Origin of the sequence: Microbacterium invictum, from assembly GCF_014197265.1 — a bacterium.
Lineage (GTDB): Bacteria > Actinomycetota > Actinomycetes > Actinomycetales > Microbacteriaceae > Microbacterium > Microbacterium invictum.
In genome coordinates this window covers 2,553,033-2,577,544 of sequence record NZ_JACIFH010000001.1, presented here as the reverse complement: position 1 = coordinate 2,577,544, position 24,512 = coordinate 2,553,033, and the positions used below count along the sequence as shown (strand labels likewise).

Here is a 24,512-nt window from a genome sequence, read left to right as displayed (position 1 = left end):
GCGCCGTCTACTTCCGCAGCTCGAACGTCGTGGCGCCGACCTTGATGGGTGCGCCGACGATGACCGGGACCGGAGTGGTGACGCGCTCGCCGTCGTGCCAGGTGCCGTTGGTCGAATCGAGGTCCTGGATCATCCACTGCTCGCCCCACAGCAGCAGGCGCGCGTGGTGGCTCGAGGTGTAGTCGTCGCGGATGACCAGGCCCGACTCGCTCGATCGCCCGATGGTGAGGGGCTCGCTTCCGAGCGGCAGTTCGAGGCCCGTCTTCGGGCCGCTCGTGATGACGATGCGCGCCACGGTGTCGCGGGTGGCCTTTTCGGGGCCGGACGACCGGGGCCGGGCGGGCGCTGCCACCGGGGCGACGGGGGTGGTCTCGGCATGGGCGGGGGCGGATGCCGAGGGTGCCGCCGCCGGCTCGGGGAGCTTTCGCACCTTGACGCCGAACAGATCGGCGCGCAGCGAGTACACGACCGCGAAGACGAAGAACCACAGCAGGATCAGGAAGCCGATCTGCAGCAGCAGCAGGGTCAGTTCACTCATGGCCGGCCTCCGATGTCGAAGACCCGGGTCGCGTCGTCGGGAGGCAACGGCGGGCGAGGCGGCGCGGCCTGTGCGACGACCTTGAAGGCAAGGGCGGTGCGTCCGATGGTGATGACGCCGTCGGGCGCGAGGCGCGCCTCGGTGATCTTGTGCCCGTCGAGCTTGGTGCCGTTGGTCGAGCCCATGTCGCGCACCATGGCGCGCTCGCCGTCCCAGAGCACCTCGGCGTGCCGGCGGCTCGCCCCGGAGTCTGAGATCGTGATGTCGGCATCCGCTCCCCGTCCGATCACGGTGCGGCCCTTCGCGAGCGGGTGGGGCTTGCCGTTTACCTCGAGCACCCCGCGCCAGGTGACCAGACCGCCGGCTGCGGTGCGTGAGGCCACGCGAACGGTGCCCGTCGACAGCTGCTCGTCGGAGCGGATGTCGATGGTCACCGGCCCGGCGAAGCTGAACCCCTGCGAGGCGGCGTGCGCGTCGACGAGGCGATGCAGTTCGTCGTCGAGCGTCGCACCGAGTGCGCGCATGCGCTCTTCGTCGGCGAGCGCGAGGCGTACCTCGAACGTGTTGGGCGCCAGGATGCGGTCGCGACTGACGACAGCGGCCTTCGCGTCGAGCTCGCTGCGCAGTGCGGATGCGATTTCGACAGGCTGAACGCCGCTGCGGAAGGTCTTCGCGAACGCGCTGTTCACTGCGCGTTCGAGTCCCTTCTCGAAGCTGTCAAGTAGTCCCACGGGGCTCCTCAGGCTTGCCGACCGGTGCGACCATGCTAATTGCACTGGCTGGGCGAGCGTGGGACGCCGTCCGGGGCGGCCGATTCTGCCCTCGGTGTGGCGCGTGATATCCTCGGCAGGTTGAGTTCGCCGCATGGCGGACTCGCGCGCGAGTGGCGGAATAGGTAGACGCGCTGGCTTCAGGTGCCAGTGCCCGCAAGGGCGTGGGGGTTCAAGTCCCCCCTCGCGCACATTCTGATGAAGGGCTCCCGATCCGGGGGCCCTTCTTCTTTGCGCGCAACCGGGTGAGAAACCACTTTCAGCATGAGACACCACGGATTCCGTGATTTCTGATGCTGTCTATGGTTTCTCGAGATCGTCAGGCACTCCGCCGGCATGCGGATGGTAGCGCCGGGATCCGCGAACTCCTGGCGGCGGCATGTCAGGTTTCGGCGCCCGCGGCAATGAAGAGGGGCACGCCAGGCGACCCCTCGAGCTGCGCGCCGACCCGTCGCGCGCGATCAGCTCCGCCGACGTGAGCGGTCACCTCTCCGAGCTGCACGCCGGGCGGCTCGCGGAGCGGTCAGGCGAGGCCGTGGAGGTGTCGCAGCGTCTGCTCGGCACCGGCGCCGTCGCGGGCGGCGATGCAGTCGCGCAGCGTCGTGTAACCCGTCGTGCGCGCGAGAGGGCAGGTCAGGAACGGCTGCCAGCCGCGCAGATTGCGAAGGATCGCCAGCGATGCCTCACGGATGAACGTCGTGAAGACGACGTTGCCGGTGGCCCGGGTGGCCAGCACGAACATCGCCGTGGAGGAATCGAACAACTGCAGCGCATCGTCGCTCGCGGCGGCCGCCACCACGGCATCCACCGCCGACACGAGTTCGGCGAGCTGCTCATCCGAACAGGACTGCAGGGCGATGCGCAGCGCGTTGCCCATGAAGTAGGCCGTGAACTCCGCTGTGTCGGCGCGCAGCTGATCATCGATCTCGGAGACGCGGGTGTATCGGCCCACGGCGACTTCGACAAGCCCGAAGCGTTCGAGACGCTGCAGGGCTTCGCGCACGGGGGTGCGTGACACGCCCAGCTGCGTGGCGACGTCGACGTCGCGCAGGCGCTGGCCGGGCTGCAGGCGACCGTCGAGGATCGCGGCACCGATCTCCTCATAGACGGCATCGCCGAGGATCATGCCATCGGTCACGTCGATGGGGGACAGGGTGGCGGGCATCCGGCCCAGTGTACGTCCGGGGTCTATGTGTGTCGCGACGGCGACGCGCCGAAGACGGCCATGCAACATTTGTGTCACCATCTGACGACAAGACAGGACAGCGCGTGGTACGTCCCCGTAAGTTGGGGATCACCGGCGCGAGGTGCGTCGGCCAGTGATAAGTAAGGCAGTTCATGAGCGTCAGCGGCACCGTCAAGTGGTTCAACTCGGAGAAGGGCTTCGGCTTCATCGCTCCCGATGAGGGCGGCGCAGACGTCTTCGCCCACTACTCCGCCATCGAGTCGAGCGGCTACCGCTCTCTCGAGGAGAACCAGCGCGTCGAGTTCGAGATCGCGCAGGGCCCCAAGGGCCTGCAGGCGGAGAACATCCGCCCGATCTGAATCGTCAGCTCCTCCGGGGGCTGAGATTCCTTCTTGCGAGGCCGGCGTCAGTCCCTCGTGAGCCGATCGTAGTCTGCGAGCGCCGAAGCATCTTCGGCGTGCCGCAGTGCTCGCCGCGCAGCATCAAGCGCGGCCACCGGATCGGCTGCGCCGCGCGCCTGGGCGAGTTCGTCCTGCGCCGCGGCCAGCCGGACCCGGGCGTCTGCTCCGGCGTGCGCGACGGCAGTCTCAGCGCGCGCGATCGCGGCACGTGCGGCGGCGAGGCTGCCCGGCAGCGCGGTCCGCGCGCCCCGCAGCCGCTGCTGCGCGGTGCGCGCATCACCCATGGCGAGGTCGAGCCGTCCGCGCAGCCGCGCCACGGCATCCACCGTCGCCGTCGGCTCGCGCCCCGCACGCGCGGCCCACTGACCGAGCGATTCCGCGATCTGCCGCATCTCGGCGCCCAGCCGCTCGGCATCGTCGGGTTCGAGCTTGGCGCGCACCTCGCCGGCCTGGCCCAGCGCCGCTCGCGCCGTCTCCAGCTCTTCGCCGACGGCCATCGCCGCGTCGGTGACCAGACGATGATTCTCTTCAAGCGTGCGTGCGGCCACTTCGGCACGCCGCAGCTCGCGCTCTGCCCGGGCGAGATCGGGAAGTACCGACCGTGTCGGATCGGTGACGTGCTGCGCCGCTTCAGTCAGCAGCCGGTCGCCCTCGGCCAATGCCGCCACCACTTCTCGGGTCGCATGCTCAGCCGCGGCCCACTCGGAGGGGGCGAAGCGCGCGGAGAGCTCAGTCAGCAGCGCCTCGGGGTCGCCCAGCTCGCGGCGCAGTCGGGTTGCCCGGTCGCGGGCAGCCTCGAGCTGCGCGCCGGCAGTGACATTGCGCGACACCCAGTCGGTGTGCTCGCGGCGGGCGTGCTCGATCGTGCCGAGCGCCGCGTCGACGCGCGTGACGATGAGTCGCGACACCCGGCGCACCTCGTCGGGGTGGATGTGGCCGGTCACCGTGCGGAACTGCTCGAACGCGTCATCGCGGGCGCGCTGCGCCGTGATGCGCGCGCGGCGCAGCGAGGGAGGAGCGGTGCCGTCGTACAGCGCGCCCGACAGCCCCACCTCGAGATCGAGTTCGTCGACCGCGTTGTCGAGCCGCACGAGCGCTGACCCGGCCTTCGTCCGCTCGGCCTCGGCAGCGGCGCGTGCGCGCGGAGACCGTCGACTCCGCCGCAGTGCCCAGATGGCCGCGGTGCTGAGCACGGCGGCCGCGCCGAAGACGACGAGCGCGGGCCCGGCCCACGCCCACACCTCTTCGGGGGTCACGCCTCCTCCGGGAGCAGCAGCAGCGAGCGCAGCTGGTCAACGGTGTCGACCACGGCCTGCGCCCCCTCGGACTCATGCGGCCAACTGAACCCCCACCGCACGAAGATCACCGGCACACCGTGTACGGCCGCGCCGTCGATGTCGTGGTGCCGGTCGCCCACCAGCACCGGCCGGCTGGTGTCGTGCCCGAGCACCTCGAGCCGGCGCAGCGATTCACCGATGATGTCGGCTTTGGATGCCAGAGTCTTCTCGTCGGGCGTCGCCCCGGTGATCGACTGGAGCTTCGAGGTGAGCCCGAAATGCTCCATGAGCGCGGTGACCTGCAGCTCGGGCTTCGAGCTGGCCGTCGACTGCGGGATGCCGGCATCCCTCAGCTCGGAGATGAGCTCGGCGATGCCCGGGTAGAGGCGTGCGCCGGTGGTGTACCCGTCAGCCTTGCCGATGCGCCGGTAGTGCGCGGTGGCGTCGGCGGCCTGCTCGGGAGTCATGCCGACGTTGGTCTGGAACGACTCGTGCATCGGCGGGCCGATCCAGTGGACGAGCTCCTCGCGGGTCGGCGGAGGGTAGCCCAGGTCGCTCAGGCACAGGGTGAGGCGGCGGAGGATGCCTTCCGATGCGTCGACGACGGTGCCGTCGACGTCCCAGAGGACACAGCTGAACGGCGACCGTGGTGTCATGGCATCCACCCTACAAACCGTGACCCCCTCTGGCGCAGGTAGGCTCGACGCCGTGCGTCTCGTCATTGCCCGCTGCTCCGTCGACTACACCGGCCGTCTGAACGCGCACCTGCCGGAGGCGACGCGGCTGCTGCTGCACAAGGGCGACGGCAGCCTGCTCGTGCACTCGGACGGCGGGTCGTACAAGCCGCTGAACTGGATGAGCCCGCCGTGCACGCTCACCGTTGTCGAGCCGGACCAGTCCGAGGGCGACGTCGTCGAGAAGTGGCGGGTCACCCACGCCAAGACCGGCGACGCGCTGACCGTGCGCATCTACGAGGTGCTGCACGACTCGGCCCACGAGCTGGGCGTCGACCCGGGACTCGTGAAGGACGGCGTCGAGTCCGACCTGCAGCGTCTGCTCGCCGAGCAGGTGTCGGTCATCGGCGACGGGCTGACACTGGTGCGGCGCGAGTTTCCGACCGCGATCGGGCCGGTCGACCTGCTGCTGCGAAACCCGTCGGGCGGCACGGTGGCCGTCGAGGTCAAGCGCCGGGGCGACATCGACGGGGTGGAACAGCTGACGCGCTACCTCGAGCTGCTCGGCCGCGACCCGCACCTGGCGCCGGTGACTGGTGTGTTCGCCGCGCAGGAGATCAAACCACAGGCGAAGGTGCTGGCCGCCGACCGCGGCATCCGCTGCGTGACGCTCGACTACGACGAGATGAAGGGCGTCGACTCGGGCGCCCCGCGGTTGTTCTGAGTGCGGAGCGGTCGTTCAGTTGGCTCTTGCACGGGAATGGATGCCGGATACCCGGCCGTAGCGCCAACTTTGCGTAGGGTGTGGTTGTTCGGTGGGCGCGTGGGTGGGGAATGGATGCCGGATACCCGGCCGTAGCGCCAACTTCGGGCTGGTGAGGTCGCCCCGCTCAGTGGGGGCCGGCGCCGACCTTCGCGCCGGCGAGCGGCTTCGCAGCCGAGGAGGCAAGGCCCGACGCCACGACGAGCACGACCAGGATGTAGAGCGTGTTCAGCAGGCCGATGTGGTCGCTGATCAGGCCCAGCACGGGCGGGCCGCACAGGAACGCGACGTAGCCGATCGTCGCCGCGGCGCTGACGCGGGCGGCCGCCTTCGCGGGGTCGTCGGCCGCGGCCGACATGCCCAGCGGGAAGCCGAGCGAGGCCCCGATGCCCCACAGGGCCGCTCCGACGAACACCAGCGGCAGGTTCGGCGCGAGGATCACCAGCAGAATGCCGGCGGCCGCCGTCACCGCGAGAATGCGCAGCACGGCGACCCGGCCGAAGCGGTCGACGAGGGGCCCGCCGGCGATGCGCACGGCCGTCATCGCGACCGAGAACACCGTCAGGGCGATCGCTCCGAGCGCGATTCCGCCGTGGTGATCCTCGCTGACCGCCAGTGCGAGCCAGTCGTTGGCGCCGCCCTCGGCGAACGACATGCCGAGCATGACGACCCCGAGCGCGTAGGTGCGAGGCTCGCGCCAGGCCGACAGTGACACGGCGAGACGCTCGCGCCAGCCGGGCTTGTCGACGGCGTGGTCGTCGACGGTGTCACCGGCGACCTCCCGCGCGGGCACGTTCGCGATCGCGACGAACGCGCCGATGAGGATCAGAACAGCGATGACGGCCGTGTGCGCGAAGACGTTCACGCCGAGGTTCGCGGCGAGGGCGCCCAGACCCGCGCCGACCACGGTGCCGAAGCTGAAGAACGCGTGGAACAGCGGCAGGATCGTCTTGTTCACGTGTGTCTCGATCGCCGCGCCCTCGACGTTCATCATGACGTCCACAGCGCCGTTGCCGAAGCCGAACAGCGCGAGGCCGATCACGACGATCGTCGCGGACGGGGCCACGTTCGTGCCCACGCCGATCAGCGCCACGCCGGTCGCGAAGATGATCATCGCGCCGAGCATGCCCTTGCGCGTGCCGAACCGGGCGATGACCACCGACGACGACGACAGGCCGAGGATCGAGGCGATGCCCATGCCCAGCAGCAGCAGGCCGATCTGGCTGTTCTCGATGCCCAGGTCGGCCTTGATCGACGGCACCCGCGACGCCCAGGTGGCGACGCTGAGCCCACTGGCGGCGAAGATCGCGAAGATCGCGGTGCGCCAGCGGACGAGCTGCGAGTGCGTGAGGGTCTGATCCACCCGGACAGCCTACCGAATCGATTCGACGCGCGAGAACTCGCGACCTAGAATCAGACCGTGCAACCCCGTCGCGCCACGATCGCCGACGTCGCACGCGAAGCCGGAGTGGCCGCGTCGACGGCATCCGTCGTCTTCAGCGGCAAGACCCCGGTGTCCGACGCCACCCGCGCACGCGTCATGGCCGCGGCGGCCGCGCTGGGATACACCGGACCCGACCCGCGCGCGGCATCGCTGCGCCGCGGCCGCAGCGGCATCGTCGGCGTCGTGTTCGAAGAGCAGCTCGGTGCGGCGTTCCTCGACCCGGTCAAGACGCTCATGATGGACGGGCTCACCGCCGCTGTCGCACCCCTCGGGGCGGGGCTCCTGCTGCTGCACGACCACGCCGTGCTGCCCGAACCCGCGCCCGGCGGCTCCGACGCCGAGTTCACCCACCCCTCGCTGACGACCGCACCGATCGACGCCGCCGTGCTCATCGGCTGCAGCCCCCGCCTGCGCGAATCGCTCGACGTGCTGAGCGCGCGCGGCATCCCGGTGGTGGTCATCGAGGCGGATGCCGGTGACGGCGTGCCCCAGATCCTGCTCGACAACCGCGAGGCCCAGCGCGCCGCGGCCGAGCACGTCCGCGACCTGGGCCACGCCCGCGTGGTCGCGGTCACCCTCCCTCTCTCGGCGAAGGCGTCGCCCGGCTGGCACGCACCCGGTGCCGCGATCACCGTCGATGTCACCCGCGACCGGCTGGCCGGGGTCCGCGACGTGTTTCCGGATGCCGCGGCCTACGCCGCCGGCGGCAGCTCGATCGACGAGGGTCTCGCGGCAGGACGCGTGCTGTTCGCCGACCCCGCCGCACGGCCCACGGCGGTGCTTGCGCAGAGCGATCTGCTGGCGGCCGGCGTCATCCGCGCCGCCGAAGAGGCCGGTCTGCGCGTGGCCGACGACGTCAGCGTCACCGGATTCGACGGCGTCCGTGTCGACGGTCTCGCCCCCTACGAACTCACCACTCTCGTGCAGGATGCCGCCGCGAAGGGCCGCGCCGCAGGCGAGGCGATCGCCGCGATGCTCGATGCCAAACCCCCGGCATCCATTCGCCTCACCTGCACATTCCGGCGGGGGAACACCACCGGTCCGGTTCCGGAATCCGGCGAAACGGCCGCGAGCCGACCCGTAGAATAGAGCCCACGACCCCCCGCGGCGCTTTGAGGAGGCCTAGCGAATGCTGATCCTCCTCGGTGTGTTCGCCGCCGTCGCGCTGACACTCCCGTGGTTGGTCGGTCGGCTGGGAGTGAGCGCGTTCTACGTCGCGGCCCTCGTGCCGGGGGTCGCTTTCGCTCACGCGATCGCCATGACCCCCGCCGTGCTCGCGGGCTCCCCGCCCTTCGAGTCGGTCGCCTGGATCCGCCCGCTCGGGGTCGACATATCGCTGTACATGGACACGCTCGGCTGGATCATGACGCTGATCGTCACCGGCGTCGGCGCGCTCGTCATGCTCTACTGCCGCTGGTACTTCGCCGGTCACGAGGGAGGCACCGGCCTGTTCGCGGGCGTCCTGCTCGCGTTCGCCGGCGCGATGTACGGGCTCGTGCTCACCGACGACATCATTGTGCTCGTGATGCTGTGGGAGGTCACGAGCGTGCTGTCGTACCTGCTCATCGGTCACTACCACGCGCGCGGCGCGAGCCGCCGTGCCGCCCTGCAGGCGCTCTTGGTGACCACCATCGGCGGCCTCGTCATGCTGATCGGCGTCGTGATCCTCGCCGCCCACTTCGGCACCTCGAGCATGACCGCGATCTTCGCCGCGTGGACGGCGAACCCGGCCACCGACCCGCTGGTCGCCGCGGCGATCATCATGATCCTGGTGGGCGCGCTCAGCAAGTCGGCGATCTTCCCGTTCCACTTCTGGCTCCCGGGGGCCATGACCGCGCCGACGCCGGTGAGCGCCTACCTGCACGCCGCGGCGATGGTGAAGGCCGGCATCTACCTCATCGCCCGCTTCGCCCCGGCGTTCGCCGACATCGAGCCATGGCGGCCTATCGTGCTGAGCCTCGGGATCTTCACCATGCTGCTGGGCGGTGTGCAGGCGCTGCGCGAGACCGACCTCAAGCGCATCCTCGCCTTCGGCACCGTCAGCCAGCTCGGCATGCTCACGGTCGTGCTCGGCTTCGGCGAGCGCAACACCGCGCTCGCGGGACTGGCGCTGCTGCTCGGGCACGCGCTGTTCAAGTCGGCACTGTTCCTCGTGGTCGGCATCATCGACCGGCAGCTGTCCACCCGTGACATCCGCGAGCTCTCCGGCGTCGGCCGGCAGGCGCCGACCCTGGCGGTGTTCGCGATCCTCGCAGTCGCCTCGATGGCCGGCGTCATCCCGACGCTCGGGTTCGTGGCGAAAGAGGCCGCGCTCACCTCGCTGCTCGAGGCCGCGACCCAGCCCGCCGGCGTGCTGACCCTCATCGGCATCGTCGCCGGATCGGTGCTGACCACCGCCTACGGGCTGCGGTTCGTCTGGGGAGCGTTCTGGACGAAGAAGGATGCCGCGGGCGCGCCCCTCAAGCGCACCGAATGGCCCGACCCGCCCATGGGCTTCCTCAGCGCACCCGTCCTGCTCGGCGGTCTCTCGCTGGCCACGGGGTTCGTCGCCCCGCAACTCGACACGGCGCTGTCGGGCTACGCCGACACGCTGCCGGATGCCGGGGCTGAGCCGTACCACCTGGCTCTGTGGCACGGGCTCGAGCCCGCGCTGTTCCTGTCGCTCGGCAGCATCGCCCTCGGCTTCGTCGTGTTCTGGGTCATCCAGCGCACGCAGTGGCAGAAGCGCCTGCTGCCGTTCACTGCGATCGACGTCTACAACGCGACGATGCGCGGCATCGCCCGCCTGGCCGTCTCGGTCACCAGCACCACGCAGCGCGGTTCGCTGCCCGTGTACGTCGGCACGATCTTCGTGGTGTTCGTCGCTGCCGAGGCCACGGCGCTGATCGCCGGCGGACCCTGGAAGACCGAGCTGGAGGGCTGGCAGACCCCGATGCAGATCGTGGTCGCGCCGATCATGATCCTCGCCGGCCTCGTCGCCGTCCGCGCCCGCAAGCGCTACACCGGCGTCGTGCTCGTCTCGGTGACCGGCATCGGCATGGTGCTGCTGTTCGCCACCAGCGGCGCCCCCGACCTGGCCCTCACCCAGATCCTCGTCGAGACCGTGACCATGGTGGCCTTCGCCCTCGTGCTCCGGCGTATCCCCGCACGACTCGGCGAGCACAACGCCTCGGTGGCGCCGGTGATCCGCGGAGTCATCGCGGTTGCCGTCGGCGTCACGATGGCGGCCGTTGCGATCGTGGCGACCGGCGCGCGCATCGCGATCCCGATCTCCGAAAGCTTCCCGAACCTCGCGTACGAGATCGGCCACGGCACGAATGTCGTCAATGTCGCACTGGTCGACCTGCGCGGCTGGGACACCATGGGCGAGCTGTCGGTGCTGATCCTGGCCGCCACCGGCGTGGCATCCCTCGTCTTCGTGACGCATCGCTCCGACTTGCTCTCCAGCGGCATCTCGCCGCTGCCCACCGGCGTCATCCGCACCCGGCGACCGCTCATCGAGACCTCCGATGGTCCGCAGCCGCGGGCGAGCGCGCCGGGCAGCACACGGCAGACCTGGCTGATCGGCGGTCAGCGGATGCGGCCGGGCACCCGTTCGATCATGCTCGAGGTGATCGTCCGCATCCTCTTCCACACGATCATCGTCGTGTCGATCTACCTGCTGTTCGCCGGCCACAACCTGCCCGGCGGCGGATTCGCCGGCGGGCTCGTGGCCAGCATGGCGCTCGTCATGCGCTATGTCGCCGGAGGTCCGTACGAGCTGGGCGCGGCGGCGCCGACCGATGCCGGGCGCCTGCTGGGCTCGGGCATGGCACTTGCGGTCGCATGCGCGATCGTGCCGATCTTCTTCGGCCAGGCACCGCTGACCAGCACGTTCTTCGAGACGACGCTGCCGGTCATCGGCCACGTCGAGTTCGTGACCTCGACGCTGTTCGACGTCGGCGTGTACCTCGTGGTGATCGGCCTCGTGCTCGACGTGCTGCGCTCGCTGGGCGCCGAAGTCGACCGGCAGGCCTACGAGGCACGGGGGAGGGTCTGGTGAGCGTCTCCCTCGTTCTCATCATCATCATGGGCGTGCTGTTCGCCGCCGGGGCCTACGCGATCCTGGAGCGCAGCCTCACGCGGGTGCTCATCGGATTCCTGCTGCTGGGCAACGCCGCGAACCTGTTCCTGCTCGTGGTCATGGGCCGGCCGGGCATCGCGCCGTTCTTCGGTGCCGGCAACCCCGACGAGATGAGCGATCCGCTCCCGCAGGCGCTGACCCTCACCGCGATCGTCATCACCTTCGCCGTCAGCGCCTTCCTGCTGGCGCTCATCTACCGCTCCTGGCAACTCGGCCAGGCCGACACGGTCACCGACGACGAGGCCGACCTGGCCGTGCGCGAGCGCCGGCCCGAAGACGAAGACACGATGGACGACGAGATCACCGAAGAAGACGACGACGCGACCACCGACTTCGTCGACACGGCGACCGCGCCCATCATGGTGCTGCGACACGACGACTTCGATGCCCTGACCGACGACGCGCCGACCGACTCGCCGCCGGCCGGTCCGGCAGGGGGCGACAGGTGAACGGCCTCGTCCCGCTGCTGGTGACCCTGCCCCTGCTGGGGGCGGCCATCGCGCTGATCTTCGGCCGCCGCCGGCGCGTGCAGGTGGGCGTGTCGATCGTCACCTTGACGCTGGTGCTCGTGATCGCGGCCGTGCTGCTGTACACCGTCGACAGCTCGGGGCAGGCGCTCGCCGTCTCGGTCGGCGGCTGGCCCATACCCTTCGGCATCGTGCTGTACGTCGACCGGCTCGCGGCACTGCTGGTGGTGGTCTCGAGCGTGGTGCTGCTGGCAGTTCTGCTCTTCTCGGTGGGTCAGGGCGCCGCGGACGGTGACGATGAGACCCCGGTCTCGATCTTCCACCCCTCGTATCTGATCCTGGCCGCCGGCATCTACAACGCGTTCATCGCCGGCGACCTGTTCAATCTCTACGTCGGCTTCGAGATCCTGCTCGTCGCGTCGTACGTGCTGATCACCCTCGGATCCACCGAATCGCGTATCCGCACCGGTGTCGTCTACATCGTCGTCTCACTCGTGTCGTCGATCCTGTTCCTCGCCGCGATCGCCGCGATCTACGGGGCATTGGGCACCGTGAACATGGCGCAGCTCTCGCAGCGGATGACCGAGCTGCCGCAAGAGGTGCAACTGGTGCTGCATCTGATGCTGCTGCTCGCCTTCAGCATCAAGGCGGCGGTGTTCCCGCTGTCGTTCTGGCTGCCCGACTCGTACCCGACCGCCCCCGCGCCGGTCACCGCAGTGTTCGCGGGCTTGCTGACGAAGGTCGGCGTGTACGCGATGATCCGCACCGAGACGCAGATCTTCCGCGACAGCGAGGTCAACACGCTGCTGCTGATCGTGGCGCTGGCGACCATGATCGTGGGCGTCCTGGGCGCCGTCGCACAAGCCGAGCTCAAACGCATCCTGTCGTTCACGCTCGTCAGCCACATCGGCTACATGGTGTTCGGATTGGCGATCGCGACCCCGGCGGCACTGGGCGCGACGATCTACTACATGGTCCACCACATCGTGGTGCAGACGACGCTGTTCCTGGCGGTGGGGCTGATCGAACGTCGTGCCGGGTCGACCTCGGTGCTGAAGGTCAAGGGCCTCATGAAGGCGGCGCCCGTGATCGCGGTGCTGTACTTCATCCCCGCGATCAACCTCGGCGGCCTGCCGCCGTTCTCGGGCTTCATCGGCAAGTTCGCGCTGTTCGACGCGGCGGCCGATGTGGGAACGCCGCTCATGTACGTGCTCATGGCCGCCGGCATCGTCACGAGCCTGCTCACGCTGTACGCCCTCATGCGCGCCTGGAACCTCTCGTTCTGGCGCGAGAGCGACGAGCCCGTCGATGAGCCCGGCGAAGAGCGCATCGCCTACCTCGGTGGCGCGCCGGCCGCCACGACCCAGACCGAGCGGCGCGTCATCCCCCGCATCATGACCTCCGCCACCACCGGCATGGTCGCGCTCACCGTCGCCCTGACCGTGTTCGCCGGCCCGCTGTACGATCTGTGCGCGAGCATCGGCGACGCCCTGCAGGATCCCGTCACCTTCAGCCAGCTGGAGTCGGACTCATGAGCCCGGCGGCCAATCTCGCCACCTCGATCTGGCGTCAGCTGCCGTTCTTCATCTGGCTCATCGCGCTGTGGATGCTGCTGTGGGCGCAGTTCACGGTGCTCTCGTTCCTCACCGGGGTCATCGTCGCGATCTTCGTGACGCGGGTGTTCCGGCTGCCGCCGGTCGAGCTGTCGGGGCGCGTCAACCTGTGGTGGGGGTTCATCTTCCTCTCCGAGTTCTTCTTCTCGGTCGTGAAGGGCTCCCTCCTGGTGGCGTGGCAGGTCATCAACCCGCGCCAATACCCCGGCATGGCGATCATCGCGGTGCCGATGGTCACCGACGACGACCTGATCATGACGCACGTCGCGGTCACGGCATCCCTCATCCCCGGCTCGCTCATCATCGACACCGATCGCGATCGCCGCATCCTCTACCTGCACATCATCGGCGTGCACAGCGCCGAAGACGTCGAGAGGCAGCGCCGTTCGGTGATGCACTGGGAGGAGCGCATCGTGCGCGCCGTCGGCTCCCGCGCTCAGCTCGAGCAGATGCGCGCCAAGGTGAAGGGGGGTGCGCCGTGAGCGGGATGCTCATCGCGATCTACATCGCCTTCGCCGTGGCCGGCCTGCTGACGGTCTGGCGCATCATCATCGGGCCGTCGATCCTCGACCGGGCGGTGGCGTCCGATGTCCTGCTGACCCTGGTGGTCTGCGTGCTGGGAGCCGAGATGGCGATCAACCACCACACCCGCACACTGCCGCTGATGCTGATCGTCGCCGCCGTCAGCGTGTTCGCGTCGATCTCGATCGCACGCTTCGTGGCGCGCAGAGACGGAGATCGGCAGTGACAGAGATCATCGACGTCATCGGGCTCGCCCTGATTCTGGCCGGCGCCCTGCTGTGCCTGACCGCCGCGATCGGCCTGCTGCGCTTCCACGATGTGCCGGCCCGTCTGCACGCGGCCACCAAGCCGCAGGTGCTCGGGCTGATCCTGATCGCGATCGCGATCGCGCTCATGTCGCGCTCCTGGCAGGTGGCGGCCTTCCTCGTGCCCGTGATCCTGATCCAGCTGGCCACCGCACCGCTGTCGGCGCACATGGTCGGCCGGCAGGCCTACCGCAACGGCACGCTCGACGAGCGCTCGCTCATGGTCGACGAGCTCGCCGAGTCGAAGGAGACCCCACCCGCCGCCGGCGGGTGAGCATCCGGTTCAGGATGCCGGGGTGAGCACGAGCGTGTGCGTGGCATCCTCCGCGAGACGGTCGACCGTGAACAGCCACGGTGTCTGGCGGTTCTGCTGCCAGGCCTCGGTCTGATCGGTGTAGTTCGGGTGGAAGGCGTGCCCGCTCGCGCCGGTCAGGTTGTTCCAGCGCGAGGCGTCGAGGTCGGCCAGGTCGACCGTCATCCGCAGCGAGGGAACCGTCACCGTCTCGAAGCTGCCACTGGCGAGGACCCATCCGGTGGCGTCGACGACCGATGCCCCTCCTCCGACGGGGTACGGCCCGCGGTTGAACAGTGCTTCGATCGGCGCGATGCCGCTCGAGCCGAACGTTCCGTGCGTGAGGGGAAGCGCGTGCAGGCTGCCCCAGTTCCAGAGCGTCGCGTTGTCGCCCTGCAGCGACACCAGCCGCTCGTACGCGTCTTCGGCCGAGCGCGCCAGCATCTCTTCCTGGCCGTCCACTCCGATCTCGGCGTTGGTCCACCAGGTCGAGTCGGGTTCGTCCAGCAGCTGGTCGACGACCTCGAACATGCGGCTCTGGCTGGTCGGCCGGGCGTCGGCGTCGCGACGCGAGAACATGTTCTGCACCAGCTCGTCCCACAGCACGTTCGCATAGGCGGCGGCCGCCGAATCGGGCCGGTTCTGTGCGTCCCAGCGCTCGAGCAGGGTGAGCGCCTCGCGGGTACCCTCGCCGTCGACCTCGATGCCCGCGGCCAGGGCCGACAGCTGCCGGCCCGTCCAGAACTCCTGGTCGGCCTGGATGGCCGACATGTCGTCGGCGGTGAGCTTCTTCGTCGCCGCCGTCCGCTCGATGAGATCGGTGATGCGCGCGGCGCGCCAGCCGTAGTCCCAGTCGTTCGTGAGGAAGTAGGGGTAGTCCTCGCCGACCACCGCGTTGTTCGCCGTCACGATGTAGCCCGACTCCGGGTTGTAGACGGTGGGCAGCTCTTCGAAGGGGATGTAGCCGCGCCAGTCGTACGCCGAGTCCCAGCCCGGCTGCGGCATCGATCCGTCGCCCGCGCCGCGGATCGGCAGGTTGCCGGGGGTCTGGTAGCCGATGTTTCCCTCGACGTCGGCGTAGACGAGGTTCTGCGCGGGCACGTTGAACTGCCGCGCGGCCGCGCGGAAGCCGTCGAAGTCCTGGGCCAGGTTGAGCGCGAAGATCGATGCGGCCGTCGTGCCGGGCTCGAGCGCCGTCCAGCGCATGCTCACCGCCCAGTCGCCTTCGGGTGCACCGGAGGCCGGCACCGCGGCATCCGTCGACCCGGTGTACGGGCTCTCGGCGATCGCGGTCAGGTCATCGGTGAGTCCGGACACGATCGGTCCGTGCCCGGTGCTGCGGATCTCGAGCTCGACGTCCGCGCCGCCGGCGACGCGGATCGTCTCGGTGCGGGTCTGAAGCGGAACCAGCTCGCCGTCGTACCAGTAGCTGTCGCCGTCGACCTTCTCGAGGTACAGGTCGGCGACATCGGTGCCCAGATTCGTGAAGCCCCACGCGATCTGGGCGTTGTGGCCGATGATGATGCCGGGCACGCCCGAGAAGCCGAAGCCGGCGACGTCGAACGCGCAGTCGGCCGAGACCGTGGCGCAGCGCAGTCCCATCTGGTGCCACACGCTGGGAAGCGCCGCACCCAGGTGCGGATCGTTGGCCAGCAGCGGGTGACCGCTCTCGGTCAGCGCGCCCGACACGACCCACGAGTTCGAGCCGATGCCCTCGCCGGGCGAACCCATCATCGTCGAGACAGCCTCGATGACACTGCCCACCTCGGCCCATTCGACCGACGCGGTCGCGGCGTCGGTGTCGTCGGCGCTGGAGGCCGGATCCTCGGCCGGAGCTTCGGTGATCACCGGCACGATGACGGGGTTGGTGTCATAGGGGTATGCCGGGTACAGGTCGGCGATCTGCTCGGCGGTGTAGTCCTGCGCGAGGATCGCCCGATCGGTCTCGGACTCGATGTTGGCCCGGAGGTCCCAAGCCATCGCCTTCAGCCACGCGACGGAGTCGACCGGAGTCCACGGCTCGATCTCGTAGTCCGGGTTCTGCAGGCCCAGCACCGCGTACTCCAACGACGCGGCTGCGCCGTCGTGATCGGCGAGGTAGGCGTTGACGCCCTCGGCGTAGGCCTCGTAATACCCGAGCGTCGTCTCGTCGAGCGCCGCGACCTCTTCGGCGGCGATCTCGTGCCAGCCGAGGGTGCGCAGGAAGCTGTCGGTGGCGACCTGCGACTGGCCGAACAGCTCGGCGAGGCGGCCGCCGGTGAGATGGCGGCGGAAGTCCATCTCCCAGAACCGATCCTGCGCGTGCACGTAGCCCTGCGCATAGAACAGGTCGTCGGTGCTGTCGGCCACGACCGTCGGGATGCCGAGCTCATCCCGGTAGACGGTCACATCGGCATCCAGGCCCGGGGCGGCCACAGTGCCCTCGAGCTGGGGGAACGAGCGCTGGATCGTCCAGACCACGACGCCCGCGGCGATCAGCGCGAGCACCGTGACGCCCGCGATCACCGAGAACACGGCGATCCCGATCTTGCGGCCCAGCGAGCGCTTCGGCTTCGCGGTCGTCGGCTCGTCGGTGGTCTCGGGCACGTCAGTCATCGTCATCGAGGCAGTCTCCGGGGAGCGATGGAACTCGGTGCCCGTCGGGTCGGGCTTCGGTCTCACGTCCCCAGGTGAGCGAGACCATCCTCGAATGCTACCTGTTGCCGGTCACAGTGGCTGCGTGCGGGTCCCCGGCGTCCACTCGGCGCATGCTTACTTTGCCTCTTGTGTGGTGGCTCAGTTGGCGCTGGGGAGGGGTATGGATGCCGGGTTTCCGGCGTGCGCGCCAACTTTGCGCATGGGCGGGCGTGGGCGCGCGTGGGCGGGTGGCTCAGTTGGCGCTGGGGAGGGGTATGGATGCCGGGTTTCCGGCGCGCGCGCCAACTTTGTGCGCGGGCGGCGCGAAGGGTCAGTCCGCGCCGAAGTCGAAGGACGCCGACTCGCTGGCCCCGTCGACGGCGTCGGCGAGCTCTTCGCGGGCGGCGTCGTACGGCTGCACGTGTCCGGTGATCTCGGCCGATCCGCCCGACGACAGCTCGCCGACCAGTTCCGCCGTCGCCCCGCCGATGAGGCCCAGGCCCGCGTACTGCTCGAGGCGGGCGCGCGAGTCGGCGATGTCGAGGTTGCGCATCGTGAGCTGGCCGATGCGATCGGTCGGCCCGAACGCGGCATCCCCCACCCGCTCCATCGACAGCTTCTCCGGCGCGTACGACAGGTGCGGGCCGGTCGTGTCGAGGATCGTGTAGTCCTCGCCGCGGCGCAGGCGCAGCGTGACCGAGCCGGTGATCGACGACCCCACCCAGCGCTGGATCGACTCGCGCAGCATGAACGACTGCGGCTCGAGCCAGCGGCCCTCGTACATGAGGCGACCCAGGCGCCGTCCCTGCTCGTGGTAGGTGGCCAGCGTGTCTTCGTTCAGGATGCCGTTGACCAGACGCTCGTAGGCGATGAACAGCAGCGCCATTCCCGGTGCCTCGTAGATGCCGCGCGACTTCGCCTCGATGATGCGGTTCTCGATCTGGTCGCTCATGCCCAGGCCGTGGCGCCCGCCGATGAGGTTGGCTTCGAAGACGAGGTCGACCGGGTCGCTGAACTCGACGCCGTTGAGGGCGACGGGGCGCCCGCCGTCGAAGGTGATCGTGACGTCTTCGGTCGCGATCTGCACGGCCGGATCCCAGAACCGCACGCCCATGATCGGGTCGACGGTCTCGAGCGACACGTCGAGGTGCTCGAGCGTCTTGGCCTCGTGCGTCGCGCCCCAGATGTTCGCGTCGGTCGAGTACGCCTTCTCGGCGCTGTCGCGGTAGGGGAAGCCATGCTCGACGAGCCACTCGCTCATCTCCTGCCGGCCGCCGAGCTCCGTGACGAAGTCGGCGTCGAGCCACGGCTTGTAGATGCGCAGCGCGGGGTTGGCGAGCAGGCCGTAGCGGTAGAACCGCTCGATGTCGTTGCCCTTGTAGGTCGAGCCGTCGCCCCAGATGTCGACGCCGTCTTCCTTCATGGCGCGCACGAGCATGGTGCCGGTGACGGCGCGGCCGATCGGCGTGGTGTTGAAGTAGGTGCGGCCGCCGGAGCGAATGTGGAAGGCGCCGCACGCGAGGGCGACCAGGCCCTCTTCGACCATCATCGACTTGCAGTCGACCAGGCGCGAGACCTCGGCGCCGTACTCGAGCGCACGGCCGGGGATGGCGGCGATGTCGTCCTCGTCGGGCTGACCGAGGTCGCCGGTGTAGGTGCAGGGAATGGCGCCCTTGTCGCGCATCCACGCGACCGCGACGGAGGTGTCAAGGCCTCCCGAGAAGGCGATGCCGACGCGCTCGCCGACGGGCAGGGACTGAAGGACCTTCGACATGGGCTCCAGTCTACTGAGGGTGGATGCCGGAGGCAGGCCGCTGCTGTGCGGCTGTGGTCACCGCGGAAGGCGGGGCACCGCGGCGACCAGCGAGCGGGCGTAGCCGGTCGCCGGGGCCGACAGGATCTGCGCGGTGCCGCCCGACTCGACGATGCGTCCGTCGCGCAGCACGACGGTGCGCTCGCAGACGGCCGCCACCGCGCTGAGATCGTGCGAGACCATGATCAGCGTGAGGCCCTGCTCGCGCCGGAGCCTCGAGAGCAGGTCGATGACCTGGACCCGGGTCGTCACGTCGAGGGCGCTCACCGGCTCGTCGGCCAGCAGCACGCGCGGCCGGGAGACCAGCGCCCGGGCGATCGCGATGCGCTGTCGCTGACCGCCCGAGAACTCGTGCGGGTAGCGCGTCAGCACGTCGGGGTCCAGTCCGACCGAGGTGACCGCGTCGCGCACACGCGCCCGGGCGTCGTCACCCGTCGTGAGCCGCAGGGAGCGCAGCGGCTCGCCCACGATGCGGTCGACGCGCTGCCGCGGGTCGAGCGACGAGTACGGGTCCTGGAAGACGGGCTGCACGCTCGCGCGGAAGCGGCGCATCAGGCCGCCGTCGCGCACCTCGAGCGGAGCGCCGTCGAAGCGCACCTCGCCGTCGCGGGGCGTGGCCAGCCCCAGCAGCAGCCGCAGGATCGTGGACTTGCCCGCGCCCGACTCGCCGACCAGGCCGACCGCCTCGTCCGCGCCGACCGACAGTGTGATGTCGTCGAGCACCGACCGGCCCCCGTATGAGAAACCGGCGGAGCGCAGTTCGAGGATGCTCATCGCGGAGCTCCTTCGTTCGGGTCCCCGGCATCCAGCGCCCCATCGAGAGAGCGCGCACTGGCGACGAGTGCCTGCGTGTAGGGATGCCGGGGCTCGCGCAGGATGTCCAGGACCGCGCCGGTCTCGACGACCGAGCCCGAGCGCATGACGACGATGCGCTCGGTCATCCGGGCGACGACGGCCAGATCGTGGCTGATGAACAGCAGGGCCATATCGCGCTCCGCGACGAGGCGCTCGAGCAGGGCGAGGACACCGTCCTGCACCGTGACGTCCAGCGCGGTCGTGGGCTCGTCGGCGATCAGCAGCCGGGGCTGCGCGGCCAGGGCGATCGCGATCGCCACGCGCTGGCGCTGACCGCCCGACAGCTCGTGCGGGAACGCCCGGACGATGCGGGCGTCGGGCAGGGCCACTTCGCCGAGGGCTTCGGCCACCGCGGTGCGGAGCGCCCCGCCGCGCAGCCCGCGGTGCCGCCGCAGCGGCTCGGCGATCTGGCGGCCCACCCGCATCAGCGGGTCGAGGGCGGTGAGGGGCTCTTGGAACACGAGCTGCCCGACCGGTCCGCGCAGCCCGCGCAGCGCGCTGTCGGTCGCCCCCACGACCTCGCTGCCGTCGAGCACGATCGACCCGGAGGCGCGGAGCCCGTCGCCGAGCAGGCCCATGACCGCCAGCGCGGTGAGGGACTTGCCCGACCCGGACTCGCCGATCAGACCCAGACGCTCGCCGGGAGCGAGCGAGAACGACACATCGCGCACGAGCACGGACTGGCCGGTGCGCACGGTGAGCTCCGATACCGACAGCAGGCTCATCGCGCACTCCTCCGGGTCGGGTCGGCGAACTCGCGCAGACCGTCGGCAAGGAAGTTCACGCCGAGCACGAGTGCGACGATCGCGATGCCCGGGGCGATGGCGCCCACCGGCGCGGTGAGCACCGTGCCCTGGGCCTCCTGCAGCATCCGCCCCCAGGAGGCGTTCGGCGGCGGCGCGCCCAGGCCCAGGTACGACAGGCTCGCCTCGGCGAGCACGGCCACGCCGAACTGCAGCGCGAGGCTCACCGCGAGGGTGGGGGCGATGTTCGGCACCACGTGATGCAGCACGACGCCGAGCATGCTCGTGCCGCTGGTGCGCGCCGCCGTGACGAACTGCTCCTGCAGCACCCGGCGGGCGAGGATGCGGGTGAGTCGTGCCACCACGGCCGACATCGCCAGCCCGATCGCGAGGATCGCCGACCCCAGCGAGGCGCCCTGCACGGCCACGACGAGCATGGCCAGCAGGAGCACCGGGAAGGCGATCACGACATCGAGCGTCGCCGAAAGAGTGTCGTCGACCCACGGCCGCGCGAAGGCGGCGATCAGCCCGACCAGGGTGCCGAGGACGGCCGCCAGCGCGACCGCGCCGAGGCCGACCATGAGCGCGATGCGCGCGCCGACCATGAGCTGCGAGAGCAGGTCGCGTCCGAGGCGGTCGGTGCCCAGCGGATGCGTGCCACTCGGGCCTTCGAGCCGGCCGCCCGAGATGTCCGAGAGCGCGTAGGGCAGCCAGCCGAGCGAGACGAGCGCCGTCAGCACGACGACCCCGGTCAGCACGATGCCGATCACGAGCGTCGCGCGACCGCGGCGCGGGCGCGACGTCGTGGCGACGGAAGCGGTCGCCACCTGCCGCTCGACGAGATCGCTCACCGGTTGCCCGAGACGCTCGTGCGCAGCCGCGGGTCGACGAGGCGCTGGACGATGTCGGCGGCGAAGCCGACGAAGAGGACGAAGAGGGTCGAGACGATGAGCACGCCCTGGATGTTTGCGTAATCGTGCTGCTGGATGGCGGTGAGCAGCATGCTCCCGAGCCCCGACAGCGTGAAGACGCTCTCGACGACCACAGCGCCCAGCAGCGTGGTCGACAGCTCGATGCCGAGGATCGCGATGACCGGCACCGATCCGTTGCGCACGCCGTGGCGCAGCAGCGCTTCGGTGAAGCCGGACCCGCCGGCCCGGGCGGTGCGCAGGTAGTCGCTGCCCAAGACGTCGAGGGTCGCCGAGCGCACATAGCGCGACAGCGACGCGCTCATGACGATCGCGATCGTGATGACCGGGAGGGCGAGCGAGCGCAGCGCGTCGGCCGGATCCTCCCAGTCGTCGCGCGGAAAGCCGCCCGAGGGCAGCAGCCCCATCTGCAACGCGAAGATCCACACCAGGATCACGCCGACCCAGAACACCGGCACCGCGACGCCCAGCTGCGAGAAGCCGGACAGCACGACGCCGTACCAGCGGTCGGCCTTGACGGCTGCCGTGATGCCGATCACCAGCGACAGCACGAGCGCGAGACCGAACGACAGCAGCGTGAGAGGCAGCGTCACGCCGAACCGCAGGCCGATCTCGGCGCCGACGGGACGGGAGCTGATGTACGAATCGCCGAGGTCCCCCTGCAGCAGCTGCCCCGCCCACGCCGCGAACTGCTGGGGCAGCGGCTGGTCGGAGCCGACCTGCGCACGAGCCGCGGCGATCTGCTCCGGTGTCGCATCGATCGAGAGCAGCGCATTGGCCGGGTCGCCGGGAAGCAGGCGCAGCAGCACGAAGATCGCGACCATGGCGACCACGAGCGAGACCACCAGGAAGGCGGTGCGGCGCAGGAGATAGGGGAGCATGCGATTCACGACGAAAGAACGAGTGGATGCCAGGGCTCGCGGCCCCGGCATCCACTCGTCTTGTTCAGGACTTGACGATGTCGTAGGCGAAGAACTGCGAGTTCAGGCCGTTGACCGGGTATCCGCTGACGTCGCTGGAGGCGACGACGATCTGCGGGTACAGGTACAGCCACACGCTAGCCGCATCCTCGGCGATCTGCGCGTTCACCTGCTTCAGCAGCGCGGTCTGCTCGTCGGTCGTCGCGGCCTGCTCGGCGTCGGCGACCCACTGCTGCACGTCGGCGTTGTCGTAGCCCCAGTAGAAGTCGGGGTTGCCGTACCAGACCACGTCGCGGTCGTTCACGTGCTCCTGCAGGGTCGCGGCGAAGTCGCGCTCCTGGAAGATCTTCGTGTACCACTCGTCGGCGCTGATCGTGTTGATCTCGACCGTGATGCCGACCTCTGCCAGCTGCGACTGCAGGAACTCGGCGACGACCGGGTGCGGGTCGTAGCTCGGGGTGTCGAGGGTGAAGGTGAACCCGTCGGCGAGGCCTGCCTGCGCGAGCAGGTCGCGCGAGAGGTCGGGGTCGTACGGGTTCACGCCGGTGAGGTCTTCGTACCAGGGATCGGTCGGCGGCACCATCGAGCCGATGAGCGTGCCGTAGTCGCCCCAGATCGAGGTGAGCAGCTTCTCGGTGTCGACGGCCGAGTAGACCGCCTTGCGCACGAGGGCGTCGTCGAACGGGGCGACCCGGTCGTTGAAGGCGAGCAGCTCCTTGGTCGTCGAGGTGCCCTCGCTCACGACGTAGTCGTCGTTGCCGTCGAACTGGGTGAGCGAATCGGGGCTCTGCACGGTCGTGATGATGTCGACCTCGCCGGTCAGCAGCGCGTTGTTCTCGGCCGTCGCGTCGGTGAAGTAGGTGAAGACGACCTCGGCGTTGCGGGCCCCCTCGCCCCAGTAGTCGTCCCAGCGGACCAGGGTCAGGGTGCTGCCCTGCTTCCACTCGTCGAGCGTGTACGGGCCGGTGCCGTCCTCGGACTGGGTGAGATCTTCGGCGTCGGCGTTCACGACCCAGATGTAGCTGAGGTTGTACAGGAACGAGATCGAGCGCTGCGACAGCGTGAACACGACCGTCGACTCGTCCGGCGTCTCGATGTCGCTGATGACCGAGAAGGCCGACTTGCGGGCCGACTGCGAGTCTTCGGCGGTGACGGCCTCGACGCTCGCCTTGACGTCTGCGGAGGTGAGCTCCTTGCCGGAGTGGAACGTCACGCCGTCGCGCAGGGTGATCGTGTACGTCAGGCCGTCTTCGCTGACCTCTTCGCTCTCGGCGAGGAGCGCCTCGACCTCGCCGCCGTCGGTGAGCTTGTAGAGGCCCTCGTAGACGTTACCGTTGAACGCCTCGGTCACGCCCTGGCCGCCGCCCCGCGTGTTGCTGAGGTTCTGCGGCTCGTAGAGCGAGCCGATGTAGATCGTGGCGTCGTCGGGGGCGTCGGCCGAGTTGCCCGAGCCCGGCGCGCAGCCGGCCAGGGTAAGGGCTGCGGCGAGCGTCGCGGACACGACGAGGAGGGATTTTCTCATTCAGGTATCTCCGGGAGGATGCTGCGGGCTACGCCGCGTAGATGTCGAAGCCGTCGCGGAACACGACGTTCTTCTCCCCGGCGCGGATCGGCAGCGGGAACCGGTTCGCAGCGGGAGGCAGGGGGCAGTTGTACTGGGCCGAGAAGCCGCACGGCGGCACGAAGGCGCGGTTGAAGTCGAGCACGACGGTGCCGGCCGCACCGAACTCGCCGTCGTCGGCGCGCTGCACGAAGAGGAAGCGGCCCGACCCGTACGTCTCGGCGCCGTTGGTCTCGTCGCCGAAGACGAGCAGCAGCTTTCCGCCGTCGTCGAACGCCGCCAGGCGGTAGTCGCGGCCGTCGAGCGTGAAGACGATGTCGCCGGGCACCACGAGGTCGCGGGTGCCGCCGTTGTCGCGGATGTGCTCGAAGGGCACCGTGCGGTCACCCGCCACCGGCACGAACTGCGCCTCGATGACCCAGGCGGGGTCGTAGGCGTAGGTGTCGATGCGGTCGAATGATGCGAGGGCGGGAGCCGCGGCATCCCACACCCGGATGCCGTGCTCGACGGTACCCGCGGAGATGTCGCGGCGCTGGATCGTGGTCACGGTCGCGGTGCCGGGCACGTCCGCCTGTACGGCTGCAAGGTCGGCCGGTGCGCCCGTCCAGCGGGTCTCGACGAGGGAGAGGTTGCCGGTCGGCGCAGTGACGGCCGCGCGGCGGCCCAGCTGCCAGCGGGTGTGCTCGTCTGATGCGGACAT

General features: G+C 69.7%; 23 protein-coding genes and 1 tRNA gene. 10 read left to right on the top strand and 14 right to left on the bottom strand.

Features of this window, described 5'->3' with window-relative positions:
* Window positions 1-7: 7 nt before the first annotated feature.
* On the bottom strand, window positions 8-538 hold the full coding sequence (locus BKA10_RS11980; protein ID WP_183500099.1) for an FHA domain-containing protein FhaB/FipA: 531 nt from the start codon (window positions 536-538) through the stop codon (window positions 8-10).
* A complete protein-coding gene (locus BKA10_RS11975; RefSeq protein WP_183500098.1) occupies window positions 535-1,269 on the bottom strand; it encodes an FhaA domain-containing protein in 735 nt (244 codons plus the stop codon). The genes BKA10_RS11980 and BKA10_RS11975 overlap by 4 nt, the downstream gene beginning before the upstream one ends.
* Window positions 1,270-1,415: 146 nt before the next feature.
* Between BKA10_RS11975 and BKA10_RS11970 the strand changes: the two genes are divergently transcribed.
* Window positions 1,416-1,499, top strand: a tRNA-Leu gene (locus BKA10_RS11970).
* Between the two features lie 332 nt (window positions 1,500-1,831).
* On the opposite strand, the gene BKA10_RS11965 is transcribed toward BKA10_RS11970, so the two are convergent.
* Window positions 1,832-2,473: a GntR family transcriptional regulator gene (locus BKA10_RS11965; RefSeq protein ID WP_183500097.1), complete on the bottom strand. Its 642-nt coding sequence runs from the start codon at window positions 2,471-2,473 to the stop codon at window positions 1,832-1,834.
* Between the two features lie 173 nt (window positions 2,474-2,646).
* Between BKA10_RS11965 and BKA10_RS11960 the strand changes: the two genes are divergently transcribed.
* Window positions 2,647-2,853: a cold-shock protein gene (locus BKA10_RS11960; protein ID WP_183500096.1), complete on the top strand. Its 207-nt coding sequence runs from the start codon at window positions 2,647-2,649 to the stop codon at window positions 2,851-2,853.
* 47 nt (window positions 2,854-2,900) lie between these two features.
* Here BKA10_RS11960 and BKA10_RS11955 read toward each other — a convergent pair whose 3' ends face one another.
* Together BKA10_RS11955 and BKA10_RS11950 are read right to left on the bottom strand one after the other, a co-directional pair.
* A complete protein-coding gene (locus BKA10_RS11955; protein WP_183500095.1) occupies window positions 2,901-4,151 on the bottom strand; it encodes a hypothetical protein in 1,251 nt (416 codons plus the stop codon).
* Window positions 4,148-4,828, bottom strand: a complete 681-nt coding sequence (locus BKA10_RS11950; RefSeq protein WP_183500094.1) for an HAD hydrolase-like protein — start codon at window positions 4,826-4,828, stop codon at window positions 4,148-4,150. The genes BKA10_RS11955 and BKA10_RS11950 overlap by 4 nt, the downstream gene beginning before the upstream one ends.
* Window positions 4,829-4,880: 52 nt before the next feature.
* Here BKA10_RS11950 and nucS point away from each other — a divergent pair, with 52 nt between their 5' ends.
* Window positions 4,881-5,570, top strand: a complete 690-nt coding sequence (gene nucS, locus BKA10_RS11945) for an endonuclease NucS (RefSeq protein WP_183500093.1) — start codon at window positions 4,881-4,883, stop codon at window positions 5,568-5,570.
* A gap of 166 nt (window positions 5,571-5,736) precedes the next feature.
* On the opposite strand, the gene BKA10_RS11940 is transcribed toward nucS, so the two are convergent.
* On the bottom strand, window positions 5,737-6,972 hold the full coding sequence (locus tag BKA10_RS11940) for an MFS transporter (RefSeq protein ID WP_183500092.1): 1,236 nt from the start codon (window positions 6,970-6,972) through the stop codon (window positions 5,737-5,739).
* 57 nt (window positions 6,973-7,029) lie between these two features.
* Between BKA10_RS11940 and BKA10_RS11935 the strand changes: the two genes are divergently transcribed.
* From BKA10_RS11935 to mnhG, 7 genes are read left to right on the top strand one after another with little or no spacing between them, the layout of a single operon-like run.
* Window positions 7,030-8,142 (top strand): substrate-binding domain-containing protein, encoded by a 1,113-nt coding sequence (locus BKA10_RS11935; protein WP_183500091.1) that lies wholly within the window; start codon window positions 7,030-7,032, stop codon window positions 8,140-8,142.
* 40 nt (window positions 8,143-8,182) lie between these two features.
* The gene (locus BKA10_RS11930; protein WP_183500090.1) at window positions 8,183-11,095 is read left to right on the top strand and encodes a Na+/H+ antiporter subunit A; all 2,913 of its coding nucleotides are present in this window, start codon (window positions 8,183-8,185) and stop codon (window positions 11,093-11,095) included.
* A complete protein-coding gene (locus BKA10_RS11925) occupies window positions 11,092-11,625 on the top strand; it encodes a Na(+)/H(+) antiporter subunit C (RefSeq protein ID WP_183500089.1) in 534 nt (177 codons plus the stop codon). The genes BKA10_RS11930 and BKA10_RS11925 overlap by 4 nt, the downstream gene beginning before the upstream one ends.
* Entirely contained in the window at window positions 11,622-13,178 is a 1,557-nt protein-coding gene (locus BKA10_RS11920) for a Na+/H+ antiporter subunit D (RefSeq protein WP_183500088.1), read from the top strand. Before BKA10_RS11925 ends, BKA10_RS11920 begins: the two co-directional genes overlap by 4 nt.
* Complete coding sequence (locus BKA10_RS11915; protein ID WP_183500087.1) at window positions 13,175-13,738, top strand: Na+/H+ antiporter subunit E; 564 nt, start codon at window positions 13,175-13,177, stop codon at window positions 13,736-13,738. The genes BKA10_RS11920 and BKA10_RS11915 overlap by 4 nt, the downstream gene beginning before the upstream one ends.
* 5 nt (window positions 13,739-13,743) lie before the next feature.
* Entirely contained in the window at window positions 13,744-14,004 is a 261-nt protein-coding gene (locus tag BKA10_RS11910; protein ID WP_206686946.1) for an MrpF/PhaF family protein, read from the top strand.
* The gene (gene mnhG / locus BKA10_RS11905) at window positions 14,001-14,357 is read left to right on the top strand and encodes a monovalent cation/H(+) antiporter subunit G (RefSeq protein WP_183500085.1); all 357 of its coding nucleotides are present in this window, start codon (window positions 14,001-14,003) and stop codon (window positions 14,355-14,357) included. The genes BKA10_RS11910 and mnhG overlap by 4 nt, the downstream gene beginning before the upstream one ends.
* A gap of 9 nt (window positions 14,358-14,366) precedes the next feature.
* On the opposite strand, the gene BKA10_RS11900 is transcribed toward mnhG, so the two are convergent.
* The 8 genes from BKA10_RS11900 to BKA10_RS11865 all read right to left on the bottom strand — a co-directional run bounded on the left by BKA10_RS11900 (window position 14,367) and on the right by BKA10_RS11865 (window position 24,512).
* Complete coding sequence (locus BKA10_RS11900; protein WP_241740165.1) at window positions 14,367-16,976, bottom strand: penicillin acylase family protein; 2,610 nt, start codon at window positions 16,974-16,976, stop codon at window positions 14,367-14,369.
* A gap of 346 nt (window positions 16,977-17,322) precedes the next feature.
* Complete coding sequence (gene argG, locus BKA10_RS11895; protein ID WP_183500084.1) at window positions 17,323-18,765, bottom strand: argininosuccinate synthase; 1,443 nt, start codon at window positions 18,763-18,765, stop codon at window positions 17,323-17,325.
* Between the two features lie 57 nt (window positions 18,766-18,822).
* Window positions 18,823-19,578: an ABC transporter ATP-binding protein gene (locus BKA10_RS11890; protein ID WP_183500083.1), complete on the bottom strand. Its 756-nt coding sequence runs from the start codon at window positions 19,576-19,578 to the stop codon at window positions 18,823-18,825.
* Complete coding sequence (locus BKA10_RS11885) at window positions 19,575-20,384, bottom strand: ABC transporter ATP-binding protein (protein WP_183500082.1); 810 nt, start codon at window positions 20,382-20,384, stop codon at window positions 19,575-19,577. The genes BKA10_RS11890 and BKA10_RS11885 overlap by 4 nt, the downstream gene beginning before the upstream one ends.
* Window positions 20,381-21,253 carry an ABC transporter permease subunit gene (locus BKA10_RS11880; RefSeq protein WP_248199275.1) on the bottom strand — a complete coding sequence of 291 codons (873 nt, stop codon included), beginning with the start codon at window positions 21,251-21,253 and terminating at the stop codon, window positions 20,381-20,383. The genes BKA10_RS11885 and BKA10_RS11880 overlap by 4 nt, the downstream gene beginning before the upstream one ends.
* Window positions 21,250-22,212: an ABC transporter permease gene (locus tag BKA10_RS11875; protein WP_183501181.1), complete on the bottom strand. Its 963-nt coding sequence runs from the start codon at window positions 22,210-22,212 to the stop codon at window positions 21,250-21,252. Before BKA10_RS11875 ends, BKA10_RS11880 begins: the two co-directional genes overlap by 4 nt.
* A 64-nt stretch (window positions 22,213-22,276) precedes the next feature.
* Entirely contained in the window at window positions 22,277-23,773 is a 1,497-nt protein-coding gene (locus BKA10_RS11870) for an ABC transporter substrate-binding protein (RefSeq protein WP_183500081.1), read from the bottom strand.
* A gap of 28 nt (window positions 23,774-23,801) precedes the next feature.
* Complete coding sequence (locus BKA10_RS11865) at window positions 23,802-24,512, bottom strand: DUF1684 domain-containing protein (protein WP_183500080.1); 711 nt, start codon at window positions 24,510-24,512, stop codon at window positions 23,802-23,804.

Coding starts and splice junctions, on each gene's coding strand:
- BKA10_RS11980 (WP_183500099.1), bottom strand. CDS start 538: ATGAGTGAACTGACCCTGCTGCTGCTGCAGATCGGCTTCCTGATCCTG.
- BKA10_RS11965 (WP_183500097.1), bottom strand. CDS start 2,473: ATGCCCGCCACCCTGTCCCCCATCGACGTGACCGATGGCATGATCCTC.
- BKA10_RS11960 (WP_183500096.1), top strand. CDS start 2,647: ATGAGCGTCAGCGGCACCGTCAAGTGGTTCAACTCGGAGAAGGGCTTC.
- BKA10_RS11950 (WP_183500094.1), bottom strand. CDS start 4,828: ATGACACCACGGTCGCCGTTCAGCTGTGTCCTCTGGGACGTCGACGGC.
- BKA10_RS11930 (WP_183500090.1), top strand. CDS start 8,183: ATGCTGATCCTCCTCGGTGTGTTCGCCGCCGTCGCGCTGACACTCCCG.
- BKA10_RS11915 (WP_183500087.1), top strand. CDS start 13,175: ATGAGCCCGGCGGCCAATCTCGCCACCTCGATCTGGCGTCAGCTGCCG.
- BKA10_RS11910 (WP_206686946.1), top strand. CDS start 13,744: ATGCTCATCGCGATCTACATCGCCTTCGCCGTGGCCGGCCTGCTGACG.
- BKA10_RS11900 (WP_241740165.1), bottom strand. CDS start 16,976: ATGACGATGACTGACGTGCCCGAGACCACCGACGAGCCGACGACCGCG.
- argG (WP_183500084.1), bottom strand. CDS start 18,765: ATGTCGAAGGTCCTTCAGTCCCTGCCCGTCGGCGAGCGCGTCGGCATC.
- BKA10_RS11890 (WP_183500083.1), bottom strand. CDS start 19,578: ATGAGCATCCTCGAACTGCGCTCCGCCGGTTTCTCATACGGGGGCCGG.
- BKA10_RS11885 (WP_183500082.1), bottom strand. CDS start 20,384: ATGAGCCTGCTGTCGGTATCGGAGCTCACCGTGCGCACCGGCCAGTCC.
- BKA10_RS11875 (WP_183501181.1), bottom strand. CDS start 22,212: ATGCTCCCCTATCTCCTGCGCCGCACCGCCTTCCTGGTGGTCTCGCTC.
- BKA10_RS11870 (WP_183500081.1), bottom strand. CDS start 23,773: ATGAGAAAATCCCTCCTCGTCGTGTCCGCGACGCTCGCCGCAGCCCTT.
- BKA10_RS11865 (WP_183500080.1), bottom strand. CDS start 24,512: ATGTCCGCATCAGACGAGCACACCCGCTGGCAGCTGGGCCGCCGCGCG.